The sequence below is a fragment of the Sphingomonas sp. Leaf412 genome (genome assembly GCF_001425405.1).
In the GTDB taxonomy this organism is placed as follows: domain Bacteria; phylum Pseudomonadota; class Alphaproteobacteria; order Sphingomonadales; family Sphingomonadaceae; genus Sphingomonas.
On record NZ_LMQP01000001.1, the window covers coordinates 352109 to 369476 of the forward strand.

General features: G+C 70.4%; 17 protein-coding genes. 11 read left to right on the forward strand and 6 right to left on the reverse strand.

The genetic code is table 11. The features are described 5' to 3' along the window. Position 1 precedes the first annotated feature (1 nt). Positions 2-937 (reverse strand): ribose-phosphate pyrophosphokinase, encoded by a 936-nt coding sequence (locus ASG29_RS01555; RefSeq protein WP_055979187.1) that lies wholly within the window; start codon positions 935-937, stop codon positions 2-4. 74 nt (positions 938-1011) lie between these two features. Here ASG29_RS01555 and ASG29_RS01560 point away from each other — a divergent pair, with 74 nt between their 5' ends. The 7 genes from ASG29_RS01560 to ASG29_RS01590 all read left to right on the forward strand — a co-directional run bounded on the left by ASG29_RS01560 (position 1012) and on the right by ASG29_RS01590 (position 7689). Next, on the forward strand, positions 1012-2352 hold the full coding sequence (locus tag ASG29_RS01560) for a glutamate--tRNA ligase (protein WP_055979191.1): 1341 nt from the start codon (positions 1012-1014) through the stop codon (positions 2350-2352). Between the two features lie 5 nt (positions 2353-2357). Continuing rightward, positions 2358-2708 (forward strand): hypothetical protein, encoded by a 351-nt coding sequence (locus tag ASG29_RS01565; RefSeq protein WP_055980678.1) that lies wholly within the window; start codon positions 2358-2360, stop codon positions 2706-2708. A 29-nt stretch (positions 2709-2737) separates the two neighbouring features. Beyond that, complete coding sequence (gene ribD, locus ASG29_RS01570; RefSeq protein WP_055979194.1) at positions 2738-3730, forward strand: bifunctional diaminohydroxyphosphoribosylaminopyrimidine deaminase/5-amino-6-(5-phosphoribosylamino)uracil reductase RibD; 993 nt, start codon at positions 2738-2740, stop codon at positions 3728-3730. Further along, entirely contained in the window at positions 3730-4353 is a 624-nt protein-coding gene (locus ASG29_RS01575) for a riboflavin synthase (RefSeq protein WP_055979197.1), read from the forward strand. Before ribD ends, ASG29_RS01575 begins: the two co-directional genes overlap by 1 nt. Then, entirely contained in the window at positions 4340-5476 is a 1137-nt protein-coding gene (gene ribB, locus ASG29_RS01580) for a 3,4-dihydroxy-2-butanone-4-phosphate synthase (protein ID WP_055979200.1), read from the forward strand. Before ASG29_RS01575 ends, ribB begins: the two co-directional genes overlap by 14 nt. Positions 5477-5605: 129 nt before the next feature. After that, on the forward strand, positions 5606-6019 hold the full coding sequence (gene ribH, locus ASG29_RS01585) for a 6,7-dimethyl-8-ribityllumazine synthase (RefSeq protein WP_055979202.1): 414 nt from the start codon (positions 5606-5608) through the stop codon (positions 6017-6019). A gap of 299 nt (positions 6020-6318) precedes the next feature. After that, on the forward strand, positions 6319-7689 hold the full coding sequence (locus tag ASG29_RS01590; protein ID WP_055979206.1) for a cytochrome P450: 1371 nt from the start codon (positions 6319-6321) through the stop codon (positions 7687-7689). Between the two features lie 55 nt (positions 7690-7744). Here the strand turns inward: ASG29_RS01590 and ASG29_RS01595 are convergent, their stop codons facing one another. The 5 genes from ASG29_RS01595 to ASG29_RS01615 form a co-directional block, all read right to left on the reverse strand. Next, complete coding sequence (locus tag ASG29_RS01595) at positions 7745-9286, reverse strand: aldehyde dehydrogenase (NADP(+)) (protein WP_055980681.1); 1542 nt, start codon at positions 9284-9286, stop codon at positions 7745-7747. Positions 9287-9374: 88 nt separating this feature from the next. Further along, complete coding sequence (locus tag ASG29_RS01600) at positions 9375-10685, reverse strand: sugar MFS transporter (protein WP_055979209.1); 1311 nt, start codon at positions 10683-10685, stop codon at positions 9375-9377. A 196-nt stretch (positions 10686-10881) separates the two neighbouring features. Next, positions 10882-12648 (reverse strand): DUF885 domain-containing protein, encoded by a 1767-nt coding sequence (locus ASG29_RS01605; RefSeq protein WP_055979212.1) that lies wholly within the window; start codon positions 12646-12648, stop codon positions 10882-10884. Positions 12649-12666: 18 nt separating this feature from the next. Beyond that, positions 12667-13317, reverse strand: coding sequence for a GntR family transcriptional regulator (locus ASG29_RS01610; RefSeq protein WP_055979215.1), 651 nt, complete (start codon positions 13315-13317; stop codon positions 12667-12669). A 91-nt stretch (positions 13318-13408) separates the two neighbouring features. Continuing rightward, positions 13409-14479, reverse strand: coding sequence for a DUF2332 domain-containing protein (locus tag ASG29_RS01615; protein WP_055979218.1), 1071 nt, complete (start codon positions 14477-14479; stop codon positions 13409-13411). 62 nt (positions 14480-14541) lie between these two features. Between ASG29_RS01615 and hisG the strand changes: the two genes are divergently transcribed. The 4 genes from hisG to ASG29_RS01635 all read left to right on the forward strand — a co-directional run bounded on the left by hisG (position 14542) and on the right by ASG29_RS01635 (position 17336). Next, on the forward strand, positions 14542-15189 hold the full coding sequence (gene hisG, locus ASG29_RS01620; protein ID WP_055979221.1) for an ATP phosphoribosyltransferase: 648 nt from the start codon (positions 14542-14544) through the stop codon (positions 15187-15189). A gap of 82 nt (positions 15190-15271) precedes the next feature. Continuing rightward, positions 15272-16573, forward strand: a complete 1302-nt coding sequence (gene hisD, locus ASG29_RS01625; protein ID WP_055979224.1) for a histidinol dehydrogenase — start codon at positions 15272-15274, stop codon at positions 16571-16573. Positions 16574-16674: 101 nt separating this feature from the next. Continuing rightward, positions 16675-17142 (forward strand): transcription antitermination factor NusB, encoded by a 468-nt coding sequence (nusB, locus tag ASG29_RS01630; RefSeq protein ID WP_055979227.1) that lies wholly within the window; start codon positions 16675-16677, stop codon positions 17140-17142. A 2-nt stretch (positions 17143-17144) separates the two neighbouring features. After that, positions 17145-17336: a DUF4169 family protein gene (locus tag ASG29_RS01635; protein WP_055979229.1), complete on the forward strand. Its 192-nt coding sequence runs from the start codon at positions 17145-17147 to the stop codon at positions 17334-17336. The last annotated feature ends 32 nt before the right edge of the window (positions 17337-17368 follow it).

Here is a 17368-nt window from a genome sequence, read left to right on the forward strand (position 1 = left end):
ATCAGTCGAACAGGCTGGACACGCTCGATTCGTCCGCGATCCGCCGGATCGCCTCCGCCAGCAGCGGGGCGATGGTCAGGTGGCGCAGCTTGCCCGAATCGCGGACCATGTCCTGGTTGCCGATCGAATCGGTCACGACCAGCTCGGTCAGCACCGATCCTTCGACCCGCGCGATCGCGCCGCCCGACAGGACGCCGTGGCTGACATAGGCGACCACGTCCTGCGCCCCCGCCTCGCGCAGCGCCGCCGCGGCGTTGCACAGGGTGCCGGCCGAATCGACGATATCGTCGATCAGGATGCAGAACCGCCCCTCGACCTCGCCGATGATGTTCATCACCTCCGATTCGCCCGCACGCTCGCGCCTTTTGTCGACGATCGCGAGGGGGGCGTTGTCGAGCCGCTTCGACAGCGCGCGCGCGCGCACCACGCCGCCGACGTCGGGGGAGACGACGGTCAGGTTCTGCGTCCCGAATCGCGCGCGGATGTCGTGCGACATGACGGGCGCGGCGAACAGATTGTCGGTCGGGATGTCGAAGAATCCCTGGATCTGCCCGGCATGCAGGTCGACCGACAGGACGCGGTGCGCGCCCGCGGTGGTGATGAGGTCCGCGACCAGCTTGGCCGAGATGGGGGTGCGCGGGCCGGGCTTCCGGTCCTGCCGCGCATAGCCGAAATACGGCACGACCGCGGTGATCCGCTTCGCCGACGCACGCTTCAGCGCGTCGATGCAGATCAGCAATTCCATCAGGTTGTCGTTGACCGGGTAGCTGGTCGACTGGAGGATGAAGACGTCCTCCCCGCGCACGTTCTCCATGATCTCGACGAAGATCTCCTCGTCCGCGAACCGCCGCACCAGCGCCTCGGTCAGCGGCGTCTCCAGATAGTCGGAGATCGCCTTGGCCAGCGGCAGGTTGGAATTGCCGGTCATCAATTTCATGGACGGGACCCTTTCGCGGGCCGCCTTAGAACGCAAAGGGTGGCGAGCGGAAGACCCGAGGCTTAAGCAGCGGCATGACCGTCACCCGTTTCGCCCCCTCTCCGACCGGCCTGCTCCACGTCGGCAACGTGCGCGCGGCGCTGCACAACTGGATGCTCGCGCGGCGCGACGGCGGGCGCTTCCTGTTGCGGATCGACGATACCGACGCGGCGCGCAGCGAGGAGCGATATGTCGAGGCGATCCGCGCCGACCTCGCCTGGCTGGGGCTGCATCCGGATGGCGAGGAGCGGCAGTCGGCGCGGTTCGACCGGTACGAGGCCGTGTTCGACGCCCTGCGCACCGCGGGCCGCATCTATCCCGCGTATGAGACGCAGGGCGAGCTGGATCTCAGGCGCAAGGTGCTGCTGGGCCGCGGGCTGCCGCCGATCTACGACCGCGCGGCGCTGGCGCTGACCGATGCGGATCATGCCCGTTTCGCCGCCGAGGGGGTGGCGCCGCACTGGCGCTTCCGGCTCGACCATGATGCGCCGATCACGTGGGACGATGCGATCCGCGGCGCCCAGTCGTTCGATCCGCGCACGATCGGCGACCCCGTCATCCGTCGTGCCGACGGATCGTGGCTGTACCTGCTGCCCAGCGTCATCGACGACGTCGACATGGGCGTGACCGACGTCGTGCGCGGCGAGGACCATGTCGCCAATACGGCGGTGCAGACGCAGATGTTCGCCGCGCTGGACGCCGCGCCGCCGCGCTTCGCGCATGCCGCATTGCTGACCGGGGCGGAGGGAAAACTGTCGAAGCGGCTGGGCTCGCTGGGGGTGCATGACATGCGCGACGCCGGCGTCGAGCCCGCCGCGATCGTGTCGCTGCTGGCCCGGCTGGGCACCAGCGACCCGGTCGTGCCGACCGCCGATCCGGCCCCGCTGGTCGCCGCGTTCGACCTGGCGCGCTTCGGCCGCGCCCCGGCGCGGTTCGACGAGCGCGAGCTGGCGCAGGTCAATGCGCGGATCGTCCACCAGCTGCCGTTCGAGGCGGTGGCGGGGCGACTGCCCGCGGGCATGGACGCCGCGGCGTGGGAGGCGGTGCGGCCGAACCTGTCGACCGTCGCGGAAGCGGCGGACTGGTGGGCGGTGATCGACGGCGATGTCGCAGCGACGGGCGAGGAAGCCGACTATGTTGCGCAGGCCGCCGCCGCGGCGCGCGCGATCGACTGGTCGGCCGATCCCTGGCACGCGCTGACCGAAACGCTGAAGGCGCAGACGGGGCGAAAGGGCAAGGCGCTGTTCCTGCCGCTGCGCCGCGCACTGACGGGGCGCGATCACGGGCCGGACATGGCGGCGTTGCTGCCGCTGATCGGGCGCGACCGCGCGCTGACGCGACTGGACTCGAATGCGCGCGCCCAAGCGCCTATGTAATGTCCATGACCGGTTTCTTCGCCCGCATGTCACCCTTTCGCGCCTGGCGCGACCTGCGCGACCATGTCGTCGGCCGGGGCCCGCAGGAATTGTGGTTCCTCGCCGCCGCGATCGCGATCACCGCTTTCCTGATCTTCGCCTTCGTCAAGGATTCGCATTTCGAGAAGGTCTATCGCCCCCAGATCACGTACGTGAAGCAGTGGAAGCTGGATCGCACCGATGCCGAGATCGTGGCGCAGCAGAAGATCGACCAGGTCCAGCGCGACCGGGACGAGGCCCAGCTGAAGAAGCAGCAGGACGCGGTACGGGCGCAGTTCAAGAAGCTCGACGATCAATTGTCGAGCATGGGCCTCTGAACCACGACGCACCGGATGACGCGCGCTGGATGGGCGCCGCGCTGGCGCTCGGCGACCGCGCGAGGGGGCGGACCGCGCCCAATCCCAATGTCGGCTGCGTGATCGTGCGCGATGGCCGCGTCGTCGGGCGCGGCTGGACGCAGCCGGGCGGGCGTCCGCATGCCGAGGCGATGGCGCTGGCGCAGGCCGGGGACGCGGCGCGGGGGGCGATCGCCTATGTCACGCTGGAACCCTGCGCCCACGACAGCGCGCGGGGCCCCGCCTGCGCGGACCTGCTCGTCGCCGCGGGCGTCGCGCGCGTCGTCGCGGCGCTGCGCGATCCCGATCCGCGCACCGACGGCGCGGGCCTGGCACGGCTCGCCGCCGCGGGAATCGCGACCGACGTCGGCACGCGCGCGGCGGAGGCGGCGCGCAGCATGGCCGGCTTCCTGATCCGGCGACGATTCGACCGCCCGCACGTCACGCTGAAACTGGCGCTGTCGCTCGACGGCGCGGTGGCCATGGCGGACGGGCGCTCGACATGGATCACCGGCCCGGAAGCACGCGCCCATGCGCACCTCGAACGCAGCCGGCACGAGCTTATCCTGGTCGGGCGCGGCACATGGGATGCGGACTCGCCGCGCCTCGACGTGCGGTTGCCGGGGCTGGAGGGGCGGTCGCCGGTGCGGGTCATTCTGTCGGCGGGCGGGCCCCTTCCCTCTCCCGACGGGAAAGGGAAGGGGCGACGCGAAGCGGCGCGCAAGGATGAGGGCGGGCAGTTGTGGATCATGTCCCCCCAATCCATCGCCGCCCTGCCCGGCGACCACCTGCTGATCGAGGGCGGCGCGCGGACCGCCGCCGCCTTCCTCGCCGCGGACCTCGTTGACCGGCTGCTATTGTATCGCGCGCCCGTGTTCGTCGGGGGTGGGCGCGCCCTGCCGGATATCGGCCTGGCCGATCTGTCGGGCGCGCATGGACGCTGGACGCTGCTCGATTCACGCATGCTTGGCGTGGACCGGGTGGAGGTGTACGAGCGCGGCTGATGTTTACCGGGATCGTCAGCGACGTGGGAACGGTCGCGCGTGTCGAGGCGCGCGGGGACACGCGTGTCGTCGTCTCCACCGGCTACGACACCGCCGGGATCGACCTCGGCGCGTCGATCGCCTGCTCGGGCGTCTGCCTGACCGTCGTCGACAAGGGCGTGGACGCGGGGGGCGCGGGCTGGTTCGCGGTCGACGTGTCGGGCGAGACGATTCGCCGCACCGCGCCGGGGCTGTGGCGCCAGGGTCGTCGCCTGAACCTGGAACGCGCGATGAAGCTGGGCGACGAACTGGGCGGGCATATCGTCACCGGCCATGTCGACGGTGTCGCCGAGGTCGTCGATATCCGCGCCGACGGCGATTCGAAGCGCATCGCCTTCCGCGTGCCGACCGATCTTGCCCCCTTCCTCGCGCCCAAGGGGTCGGTGACGATCGACGGCGTATCGCTGACCGTCAACGAGGTCGACGACGCATCGGACGCCAGCGTCTTCGCGATCAACCTCATCCCGCATACGCAGGCCGTCACGACGCTGGGCGACCTGACCACCGGACAGGCCGTGCACGTCGAGATCGACGTGCTCGCCCGCTACCTCCAACGGATGGAGCATTATCGTGGCCGCCAATAAACCCGCCGAACTCTCGCGCCTGCGGCACGGCTATCTGTCCAGCCCGGAGGAGATCATCGACGAGGCGCGCAACGGGCGCATGTTCATCCTGGTCGACGACGAGGATCGCGAGAACGAGGGCGACCTGGTCATCCCGGCGCAGATGGCGACGCCGGAGAAGATCAATTTCATGGCGCGTCACGGCCGCGGGCTGATCTGCCTCGCCATGACGAAGGACCGGGTCGAGACGCTCGGCCTCGAACTGATGAGCCGCAACAACGGCACCCGGCACGAAACCGCCTTCACCGTCTCGATCGAGGCGCGCGAGGGCGTCACGACCGGCATCTCCGCCGCGGATCGTGCGCGCACCGTGGCCGTGGCGGTCGACGCGACGAAGGGCCGCGCCGACATCGTGACGCCGGGCCACGTCTTCCCATTGGTGGCGCGCGACGGCGGCGTGCTGGTGCGCGCGGGCCATACCGAGGCGGCGGTGGACGTATCGCGGCTCGCCGGCCTCAACCCCTCGGGCGTGATCTGCGAGATCATGAACGAGGACGGGACGATGGCGCGGCTCGACGATCTGGTGTCGTTCGCGCAGCTCCACAGCCTGAAGATCGGCACGATCCGCGACCTCATCGCCTATCGCCGTCGCCACGACCATCTGGTGCAGCTGGTCAGCGAGGCGCCGTTCAAGAGCCGCTGGGGCGGCGACTGGACCGTCCGCGCCTATCGCAACAAGGCGACGGGCACGGAACAGGTCGCCCTGGTCAAGGGGCGCGTCGACCCGACGAAGCCCACGCTGGTGCGGATGCACGCTCTGTCCCCCTTCGCGGACATCTTCGGCGAGGATTCGGAGCGCAGCCGCATGCTGTCGCGCTCGATGGAGATCATCGCGGACGACGGGGCGGGCGTCGTCGTCGTCATCAATCGCCAGCGCGCCGACGCCTTCACCACCGCGGTGAAGCGCAAGGCGGGGGAGAAGGTGGAGATCGAGATGGAGGAATTGCGCGACTATGGCGTCGGCGCGATGATCCTGGCCGAACTCGGCGTCCACGACATGATCCTGCTGACGAACACCCATCACACGCTCGTCGGCCTCGACGGCTACGGCCTGTCGATCGTCGGCGAGCGCGCGGTGGATTGAGCCGCAAGTAATATCTGACCTCACCCTTCCCACCGCCTTCGGCGGCGGGCCCCTTCCCTCTCCCGTCGGGAGATGGAGGGAGGCGCGAAGCGCCGGAAGGGTGAGGCCAGTCGATTTCAGGAGTAACCCATGGCCCGCGTCCTCATCGTCGAAGCGCGCTTCTACGACCATCTGAACGACATGCTGGTCGCGGGCGCGAAGGCGGCGCTGGCGGGGCATGAGGTCGACGTCGTCACCGTCCCCGGCGCGCTGGAAGTGCCCGGCGCGATCGCGCTGGCGGTCGAGGGCGGCCGCTACGACGCGTTCGTGGCGCTGGGCGTCGTGATCCGCGGCGAGACGTACCATTTCGAGATCGTCGCGAACGAAAGCGCGCGCGGCATCATGGCGCTGACGATGGACGGCATCGCGATCGGCAACGGCATCCTGACGACCGAGGACGAGGCGCAAGCGATCGCGCGCGCCGATCCCGCGCAGCTCGACAAGGGCGGCGGCGCGGCGAAGGCGGCACTGGCGATGTTGGACCTGCGCACGCGACTGGGGTGACGCGAACCAGCCGTTCGTCCTGAGGAGCCGCGAAGCGGCGTCTCGAAGGACCGTGCCCGTGCTTCGGGACGGGACGTCGGCTACGCTCATCCCCTCCTCACCACGAACCCTCCGTTCGCCCTGAGCGAAGTCGAAGGGCGCGCGCCCAAGGGTCGAACATGGGCTTCGACGTCGCTCAGCCCGAACGGGGAGGGGTGCGTGCGCCCGGTAAATCGCTCCCGATGCCACCCGACCCGTAACCACTGGTCAATCCCGCCGCGCTTACTTATACCCGTGTCAGTAAGCCACGGGAGCCGCCGATGCCGCATGCGCACACGATCGAAGCCAATCCGCACTGGCTCCCGCTCAATCCCCGCAGGACCCTGAGCCACATTCCGGGGCAGCGCGGCTGGCCCTTCGTCGGCAACACGCTGGAGATCCTGAAGGACCCGCTGGCGTTCCAGCGCAAGATGGTCGCCCGGCACGGCCCGGTCTATCGCAGCAACAGCTTCGGCGGCGACTCGGTCGTTCTGCTGGGGCCGGACGCGAACGAACTGGTCCTGTTCGACAAGGACCGGAATTTCTCCAGCGAGCAGGGCTGGGGACCGGTGTTGAACCTCGTCTTTCCCCGCGGCCTGATGCTGATGGATTTCGAGAAGCACCGGCAGGATCGAAAGGCGCTGTCGGTCGCGTTCAAGCCCGAACCGATGCGCCATTACGCCGCCGAACTGGACCGCGGCATCGCCGCCGCGATCCGCGACTGGTCGGGCCAGCCGATCAAATTCTACGATGCGATAAAGGCGCTCAGCCTCGATCTCGCCGCCGCCAGCTTCTTGGGCGTGCCGCTGGGGCCGGAGGCGGCGAAGATCAACCAGGCGTTCGTGGACGAAGTCCGCGCCTCGGTGTCGGTCGTGCGCTCGCCCCTGCCCGGCACCATGATGCGCAAGGGCGTGGAGGCGCGCGCGTATCTGGTCGACTGGTTCAGCCGCGAGATCCCCGCGCGCCGCACCGGCGACGGCCAGGATTTCTTCTCGCAATTTTGCCGCGCCACCGACGAGGCGGGGGAGCCGCTGTCGGACCAGGCGATCGTCGACCACATGAACTTCCTGATGATGGCCGCGCACGACACGATCACGTCGTCGGCGACCAGCATGGTGATGATGCTGGGCCGCAACAGGGAATGGCAGGAACGGCTGCGCGAGGAGGTACTGTCGCTGGGCCGCAACGACGACCATGTCGGGCACGGGGACCTCGATAAACTGGTCCTGACCGAATACGCCTTCAAGGAATCGTTACGGATCATGCCGCCGGTGCCGTCGATCCCGCGCCGCGCGATGCGCGACTTCTCCTTCGGCGGGTACGACATTCCCGCGGGCACGTTCGTCGGCGTCAACGTCAGCTACACGCACCACATGGCGGAGCATTGGCCCGATTCCGAACGGTTCGATCCGATGCGGTTCGCGCCGGAGAATGCGAAGGGGCGGCACCGTTTCGCCTGGGTGCCGTTCGGCGGCGGCGCGCATATGTGCATCGGGCTGCACTTCGCGACGATGCAGATTAAGATGCTGATGGCGCATGTCCTGCGCCATTACCGCATCGAACTGGACGATGACGCCGGACGCGACTGGGCGATCTTCCCGATCCCGCGTCCCAAGGACGGCCTGCCGGTGCGGATGGTCCCGCTCGGCTAGGCCCCCGATCCGATCGCCGCGGCGGGGGACACACGCCCCCGCCGCGACATCGGCCTTACGCCCAGGCGCCGTTGCGCAGAACCGGCGCGGCGTCCTGTCCGCCGTCGCGCAGCACCGCGGGCAGCAGCGCCTGCGGCAGGTTCTGGTACGATACCGGGCGCAGGAAGCGGTCGATCGCGAGGCTGCCGACCGAGGTCGTCCGCGCGTCCGACGTCGCGGGGAACGGCCCGCCATGGACCATCGCGTCCGCGACCTCGACGCCGGTGGGCCAGCCGTTGGCGAGGATGCGCCCCGCCTTCCTCTCCAGCACCGGCACGAGCCGCGCGGCAAGCTCGGTGTCGCCGTCGTCCATGTGCAGCGTCGCGGTCAGCTGCCCCTCCGCCGCCGCGAGCACCGCGGTCAGCTCGGCCTCGTCGCGGCAGCGGACCAGCAGCGACGACGCGCCGAACACCTCATGCCCCAGCGCCGCATCGGCCAGGAACGCCTGCGCCGTGGTGGAGAAGAACGCCGCCTGCCCGCGGGCGACTCCCTCCCCGATCTTGCCGCGCGCGATCGTCTCGGCCCGGCCCGCCAGCGCGTCGACGCCCTTTTCATAGGCGGCGTGGATGCCCTGCGTCAGCATCACCTGCGCCCCCGCCTCCGCCAGCGCGGTCGCGGCGGCGTCGGTGAACGCGTCCAGCCCCTCGCCCTCGATCGCCAGTACCAGACCGGGGTTGGTGCAGAACTGCCCCGCACCCATCGTCAGCGATCCGACGAAGGCGGTGCCCAGCGCCGCGCCGCGCGCCGCCAGCGCGGCGGGGCACAGGACGACGGGGTTGATGCTCGACATCTCGGCATAGACCGGGATCGGCACGTCGCGCTCCTGCGCGATCTTCACCAGCGCCAGCCCGCCACCGCGCGATCCCGTGAACCCGACCGCGGCGATGCGCGGATCGCGCACCAGCGCGCCGCCCAGGTCGTTGCTCGCGCCCGTCAGTTCGCCGAACACGCCCGCGGGCAGATCGCACGCCTTCACCGCCGCGCGGATCGCCTGCGCCACCAGGGCGGCGGTCTGCGGATGCGCGGGATGCTGCTTCACGACCACGGGGCAGCCCGCCGCCAGCGCCGAGGCGGTGTCGCCGCCCGCGGTGGAGAAGGCGAGCGGGAAGTTCGACGCACCGAACACCGCCACGGGGCCGAGCGGCACCATGCGCAGCCGCAGGTCGGGACGCGGCAGCGGCGCGCGATCGGGCATCGCGGGATCGATGCGCAGGCCCATCCAGTCGCCGCGGCGCAGGACGGTGGCGAACAGTTTCAGCTGTCCCACGGTGCGCCCGCGCTCGCCCTCGATCCGCGCGCGCGGCAGGCCGCTCTCGCGGCACCCCGCCTCGATCAGGGGATCGCCCAGCGCGACGATTTCCGCCCCGATCCGCTCCAGAAACGCGGCCCGGCTTTCCGCGTCGGTCGCGCGATAGGCGTCGAACGCGGCCTCCGCCGCGGCACATACCGCGGCGACGTCGGCGGCGGTGTGCGTGGGAAGCGGTTCGCCCACGGGCTCCCCGGAGGCGGCATCGATCGATCGCAGCGCGTCGCGTGCGAGAGTGCTGGTGTCGGTCATCATCGGCTCCTGATCCTGTGGATCGAATATGGTAGCGGTCCCATGAGCGCAACAGGGGGCGTTTGCGACCACCCGTCGCGCGCCGGGATCAGGCCGCCGCGACCGGTTCCGGGTCGGGCAGCGCGTTGGTCGGCTTCGCCCCCCACAGCGCGTAGAACAGGATGTACAATTCGCACACCGCGGTCAGCAGGAAGGACGTCTGCAATCCGTAGCGATCCGCCAGCCAGCCCTGCACGACCACCAGCGCACCGCCCGCGATCGCCATGATGAGCAGCCCCGACCCCTCCTCGGTCAGCGGGCCCAGGCCGCGGATGCCCAGCGTGAAGATCGTGGGGAACATGATCGAGTGGAACAGCCCGACCGAGATCAAGGCCCACATCGCCACCGGCCCGGTGGTGAAGACCGCCACCAGCATGACGACGAACGCGCCGACCGAAAATGCCGCCAGGACCGTTTCCGCCGGGATCTTCTGCATGATCGCGGACCCCGCGAAGCGGCCGACCATCATCCCGCCCCACAGGAACGTCAGGTACCGCCCCGCCTGCTCGTGCGTCAGGCTGGCGATGTCGGGCTGGCTGACGAAATTCACGAACAGGTTCGCGACCCCGATCTCCGCGATCAGGTAGATGAAGATCGCGGGGATGCCGAACACCAGGTTGCGATGCTTCCACAGCGAATGGTTCTTGCGATCCGCTTTCGCCACGCGGCTGGTCGCCGTCCCCATGGCCGGAAGCGGAAAGCGCGCGATCACGAAGGCCAGGACGACCAGCACGATCGCGACGAGGACGTACGGCAGGATCACCGACTGCGCATCCGCCAGCCGCTCCGCCTGCGTCAGCACGACGTCGCCCTGCGCGGTGCCGCCCTTGGAGCGGCCGAGGATCAGATACGCGCCGAACAGCGGCGCCAGCATCGTGCCCGCCGAATTCATCGCCTGCACCAGGTTCAGCCGCGACGAGGCGGTGGCGGGCGGACCGATGACCGCGACATAGGGGTTGGCCGCGACCTGCAACAGCGTGATGCCGCTGGCGATCACGAACAGCATCACCAACGTCACCCCGTAGGACGGGATGCTCGCCGCCAGCGTCATCCCCGCCGCGCCCGCCGCCATGACGAGCAGGCCGATGACCAGCGATTTCTGATACCCGATCCGCTCGATCAGCTTCGCCGAGGGGATCGACGCGAAGAAATAGGCGATGAACCACACGCTTTCGATCAGCGTCGTCTGCGTATAGTTCAGGTCGAACACGCTGCGCAGGTGGGGCAGCAGCGTGTTGTTGATGACGGTGATGAAGCCCCACATGAAGAACAGGCTGGCCAGCAGGCCCAGCGCCCGGCCATAGCCTCCACCCGGCAAGGGGGCTGCGGCATGCGGTGCCGGCTGACTGGGTAGCGCCATCGATCATCCTTCCTGTCGAGACGCGGCGATCCCTGCCGACGCGTCGGATTTGTCCGATGATATAACGGCCGGATCGCCGGGTCCAGTCGCCCCGCTACCCGCATCGACATTCGCTCGACCACCCGCCCGCGGCGGTCGCGGGCGGCGGAAGAAGGCGCAGGGCCGCGGCGCATCCCGATGATGCAGCCGTCCCTTCCTAAGGCAGGGGGTACGGCCCCTTGCCACCTTCGGCAATGAAGCGGTCCGCGCGCGCATCGACCAGCGGCAACGGCACCGATCCCAGGCTCAGCATCGCATCGTGGAAGGCGCGGATGTCGAACTTCCCGCCCAGCGCCTTTTTCGCCCGGTCGCGCGCGGACAGGAACGCCAGCTCGCCCATGTAATAGCTCAGCGCCTGCCCCGGCCAGCCGATGTAGCGATCGACCTCGGTCGTCACCTCGTGGTCGGACAGCGCCGTATTGTCGCGCAGATAGGCCTGCGCCCGGTCGCGCGACCATCCCTTCGCATGGATGCCGGTGTCGATCACCAGCCGCGCGGCGCGCCACATCTGGTAGCTGAGCATCCCGAACACCTCGTACGGCGTCTCGTACATGCCCATGTCCTCGCCCAGCGCCTCGCAATACAGCGCCCATCCTTCCCCGTACGCCGAGATGTACGTGTCGCGACGATAATCGGGCAGGCCCTCCAGCTCCGCGGCGAACGACATCTGCCACGAATGGCCCGGCGCGCTTTCGTGCAGCGTCAGCGCGGGCAGCGAATACAGGCCGCGCGCGGGCAGATTGTAGGTGTTGACCAGATACACCCCCGGCCCGCCGCGCCCGCTGGTGTAGAAGGGCGCGATGTCCGCGGGCACCGGCCGGATGGCGAACCGCCCGCGCGGCAGCCGCCCGAACCAGTCCGCCGCCTTCCCGTCGAACGTCTTGGCGATCCACGCCGCGCGGTTCAGCAGGTCCTGCGGCGAGGTGGCGTAGAAGCGCGGATCGGTGCGCAGATGCGTCAGGAACGACGGCAGGTCGCCCTTCCACTTCACCTGTGCCATCACCGTGCGCATCCGCGCCTGGATCGCAGCGACCTCGCGCAGGCCCAGCGCATGCACCTGCTCCGCGGTCATGTCGCGGGTGACGTATTCGCGGACCTTCGAATCGTAATAGGCGCGCCCGTCGGGCAGGTCGCGCGCCGCCAGCGTCGCGCGCGCGCCGGGGATGTAGGTGTCGCGCAGGAACGCCAGCAACGTCGCATGCGCGGGGACCGCGGCGGACGCGATCACGCGCCGCGCCTCGTCGCGCAACGCCGCCTGCCGGGCCGCGGGGATGGTCGCGGGCAGGTCGACGAAGGGCGCGTAGAAGGGGGATGTGTTGCCCGCCCCCGCGGCCACGATCTCCGCCACGCCCGCGTCGCGCCCTTGCAGCGTCACCTTCGGCGGCGTGAACCCGCGCGCCAGCCCGGCGCGCATGTTCACGATCTGCTGGTCGTAATAGCGCGGCAATTGCGCCAGTCGCGACAAATAGCGGCGCAGCGCGGGCTCGTCGCGATACGTCTCGCGCGCCATGCCCGCGATGCCCATCCAGAAGCTGGTGTCCGCGTTCAGCGGCTTTTCGTAGTCGCGGAAGCGCTGCTCGGCCAGCAGCGCCTCCACCTGCGTGCGATAGACCACGTAATCCTCGCGCGCCGAGGGCGACAGGGCGCGCGGATCGATCGCGTCCAGCGCGGCGATCGTGGCGGTCCAGCGCGCCAGCTTCGCCGCCTGCGCCCGGGGGCCGACGTCGGGCAGGCCGGATCGCTCCCGCACGGGCGCATCCTCGTCCGCGCCGCGCAGGGTCTTGCGCCACGCATATTCCGCGTCCGCCAGCCCGCGGAAGCGCGCGTCGGCGGACGTGCCCGCCTGCGCCGCGGCGGGGGCACGCACCGGCGCGGCCTGTGCCGCCCCCGCCAGCAGCATCGCCAGCGCCGTCGCGATCGTCATGCCCGCCCCTTCGTCATGTCATTCCTGCGCCAGCTGCCGCCGCAGGTCGGCCATCGTCTTCGCCACATGCGCGCGCATCAGCAACGCGACATGCGCCACGTCGCGCGCCAGCCAGCTGTGGAGCAGTTCGGCATGTTCGTCGTTGGCGCGCCGGTCGCGGCCCAGCGGCTCCAGATGCTTGCGGACGTACCGCTCGCCCATCACGTGCAACCGTTCCAGCACCGTCGCCGTGATCGGTTGCCGCGCCGGACGGATCAGCGCCAGATGGAAGGCGCGGTTGAACGCGCCCACCCCGTCGCCGTGCGCGTCGGTCACCTCGTCCAGCTGCCCCAGCGTTTCGATCGCGTGGCGCCGCTCCGCCTCGTCCGCGCGCGTCGCCGCCAGGCCGACCATCTCGGGCTCCAGCTTCAGCCGCAAGGCATAGACTTCTTCCGCCTCCGCGGCGGACAGGTCGCGCACGAAATAGCCGCGATTGGCCTCCGACCGGACCAGCCCTTCCTGCTCCAGCCGGGTCAGCGCCTCGCGCAGCGGGATCTTGCTGACGCCAAGCTCGGCCGCCAGCGCATCCTGCCGGATCGCGCGATCGCCCGCCACCGTCCCTGCCAGGATGCGATCGCGGACCAGATCGACCAGCTGGTCCGACAGGTTGCGGATGATGATGCCGCCCATGGGTTGCGCCCCTTCGTACCGGCTGTGCCCCACGCATGCCGGGCGTGCAACCGCGGAACGCCGGTCGCGCCGCGATCGGGCGGCGCTTCGGTCAGTAGGACGGCTGCCGCATCACATAATCCCGCGTCTCGTACGGCGGGGCCAGCCCCTCCACCCACGCCCCGTGCGCATGGGTCAGCGCGACCAGTTCCATCGGACGATCCCCCGGCCACAGCCGCACGCGGACCTCGTGCCGGTGCAGGTCGCGATTGGGCTCCATCATCACCCACGCCAGCGGCCGCGCGGCCGTGGCGCGTGCCCCCGCCGCCGCCATCGCCTCGCGGATGCGCGCCTGCGTCGCGGGCGGCAGATATTGCCACACGACCGAATGCATCAGCACGCGCGTCACCCCGTCCGCCTGCGGTTCCGCCAGCCGCGCCTCGACCCAGTCCGCCGCATCGCCCGCATCGAGCGCGACGGGATCGGCGCGGATCATCGCGATCCCCGTCTCCAGCCGGTCGAGCCGCTCCGCCGCATCGACCCACACATATCCCGCCAGCCGCGCCGCCTGCGCCGCGTCGCGCACGTCGACCGGCGCGATATCAACCCCCCGCGCCGACGCGACCGTCACCGATGCGGCGGGCGGCGGCGGCCCCTTCCAGTCGGGCCGGATGACCAGCGGCGACCCGACCGGCCCGGTTTTCACCCCGCCCAGGTCGAAGCGCATCCGCCCGATCAGCAGGTTCAACCCCGCGCTGGACCCGATCTCCAGCACCGCCACGGGCTGCGCCGTCCGCGCGACGACGTGGAGCAGGCCCGTCATCAATCCGGCCGACCGCGCAGCCTCGTTCGTCTGCGGCGGCCCGTCCAGCCACGGCAGCAGCGCGGCGTCGTGCCGCACCAGCACCGCATCGACATCCCCCGGATCGCCCCCGAACATCCGCGCCAGGTCCGCATCCCCGCCCGCGCGGTGCAGCGCGTGCAACCCGCCGATCAGCCGCAGGACCAGGGCATCCGCCACCGGCTCCCCCGGCCAGTCCAGCACGCGCCGCCCGGTCGCGCTCGCCCGCGTGATGCCGGTCCCCAGAGCGCGCGCGATCGCGGCGGTGACGGGCGCGGCCATGGCGTCGCAATAGCCCGCCTGCACCGCGAACGCCGCGCGATTGGTCGATTCGTCCGCCATGTGCGCCTCCCTGCCACGGATCATTGCGCGCCCACCCCCCGCCTCGTAAAGCCCGCGGCGACATGGCCGATACGATCGTCATCGCGGTGCCCAAGGGCCGCATCCTGAAAGAGGCGCTCCCGCTCCTCGCCCGCGCCGGCATCGTGCCGGAGGCGGCGTTCGGCGACGAGGACAGCCGCGCCTTGCGCTTCGCCACGCAGGATGCCGCGATCGAGCTGATCCGCGTCCGCGCCTTCGACGTCGCCACGTTCGTCGCGCACGGCGCCGCGCAACTCGGGATCGTCGGGTCGGACGTGCTAGCCGAATTCGCCTATCCCGAACTGTACGCGCCCGTGGACCTGGGCATCGGCCATTGCCGCCTGTCGGTCGCCGAGCCGGTCGACATGGCGGCGCAGGACGATCCCCGCGGCTGGAGCCACGTGCGCGTCGCGACCAAATATCCGCACGTGACGGCGGAGCATTTCGCGCGCCGCGGGGTGCAGGCGGAATGCATCAAGCTGAACGGCGCGATGGAGTTGGCCCCCACGCTCGGCCTCGCCGCGCGGATCGTCGACCTGGTGTCGTCGGGCCGCACGCTGAAGGAGAACGGGCTGGTGGAGGTGGAACGGATCATGGACGTGTCCGCGCGCCTCGTTGTGAACCGCGCCGCGATGAAGACCCGCGCGCATGTCTTCCCGCTGGTCGAGGCGTTTCGCGGGGCGGTTGCATAGTCCGATGTGCTCCCGCGAAGGCGGGAGCCCAGTCTGGGTCCCCGCCTTCGCGGGGACACAAATGATGTATTGGGACCGACGAATGATGAAGCTCGACGCCTCCGACCCGGACTTCGAGACGCGGTTCGCCACGCTGGTCGACGACCGCCGCGAGACCGCGACTGACGTCGCGCGCGACGTGTCGACGATCATCCGCAGCGTGCGGGACGAGGGCGATGCCGCGGTGCGCGCCTTCACGACGAAGCTGGACCGCCACGACCTCGACGACACCGGCTGGCGCGTCGACGCCGCGGCCTGCGCCGCCGCCTTCGAGGCGCTGGAACCCGGCCTGCGCACCGCGCTCGACCTCGCCGCATCGCGCATCCGCGCCTATCATGAACGACAGCGGCCGGTGGATACCGCCTATACCGACGCCGCCGGCGTGCGGCTGGGCGCGCGCTGGCGCGCGGTCGATGCGGCCGGGATCTACGTCCCCGGCGGACGTGCGGCCTATCCGTCGACGTTGCTGATGAACGCCATCCCCGCGCGCGTCGCGGGGGTGGAGCGGCTGGTCGTGGTCACGCCGACGCCCGACGGACAGATCAACCCCCTCGTCCTGGCCGCCGCGCATGTGGCGCGCGCGGACGAGGTGTGGCGCATCGGCGGCGCGCAGGCGATCGCCGCGCTCGCCTACGGCACCAAACGAATCGCGCGCGTCGACGTCGTCACCGGCCCCGGCAACGCCTGGGTCGCGGAGGCGAAGCGGCAGGTGTACGGCGTCGTCGGCATCGACATGGTCGCGGGGCCGAGCGAGATCGTCGTCGTCGCGGACGGCGCGAACGATCCCGAATGGACCGCCGCCGACCTGCTGAGCCAGGCCGAGCACGATCCCACGACGCAATCGATCCTGCTGACCGACGACGCCGCCTTCGCCGACCGCGTCGCCGCCGCGGTGGACCGCCAGCTCGTCGACCTGCCGACGCGCGAAGTCGCGCGCGTCGCCTGGGCGGACAATGGCGCGATCGTGATCGTGCCGACGCTGGAGGACGCGATCCCGCTGGTCGACCGCCTGGCCCCCGAACACGTGCAGTTCGCCTGCGACGCGGATCGCGCGCAGTCGCTGTTCGACCGGCTCCGCCACGCCGGCTCCGCCTTCCTGGGACGGCACACGCCCGAGGCGATCGGGGATTACGTCGCCGGTCCAAACCACGTCCTGCCCACCGGCCGGCGCGCGCGCTTCGCCAGCGGCCTGGGCGTGACGGACTTCATGAAGCGGACCAGCTTCCTGCAACTGGACGAGACCGCGCTCGCCGAACTCGGCCCCGCCACGATCGCACTGGCGGAGGCGGAGGGCCTGCCCGCGCACGCGCGCTCCGTGGCGCTGCGGCTGCGGACGAACCGGTAGGGCGTCTACCCAGTTCCTCTCCCCGCACGGGGGGAGGAAGCCACCCCGAACCACCACGCAGGGGTGACGACCCCGCCCCTTGCGCCTACAGGGCGGCGGCTATGGCCCGTTCCGCACCCCGCTCTCCCGCCCGCTCGCGCGCCCGCGCCGCCGCGCGGCTCGCCGCCGTCCAGGCGTTGTACCAGCACGACATGGAGGGGACCGCGATCCCCGCGCTGCTCCACGAATTCCACAACCACCGCATCGGCGCGACGATCGAGGACGTCGAATATGCGGAGGCCGACATCCAGTTCTTCGACGACATCGTGACCGGCGCCCATGCCCGCGCGGCGGAGATCGACGCGCTGATCGCGGCGAAGCTGGCGAAGGGCTGGGCACTCGACCGGCTCGACCGGCCGATGAAGGCGATCCTGCGTGCGGGCACGTACGAGCTGATCGCGCGCGCGGACGTGCCCGCCGCGGCGGCGATCAGCGAATATGTCGACGTCGCCCACGCCTTCTACGAACGCCGCGAATCGGGCTTCGTCAACGGTCTGCTCGATGCCATCGCGAAGGACGTGCACGGCTGACGATGGGCGACGTCGTGAATCTCAACCGCCTTCGAAAGGCGAAGGCGCGCGACGACAAGGCGTCGAAAGCCGCGGCGAATCGCGCGCTCCACGGCCGCACGAAGGCGCAACGAGCGGCCGATGCCGCGGTGGAGGCGCGCCGCGCCGCCTTGCTCGACGGGGCCAGGCTCGATGGGGAAAAGCGCGACGCGTGATGCGCGGCGCGCCGGTTCGTTTGCGGGTGATT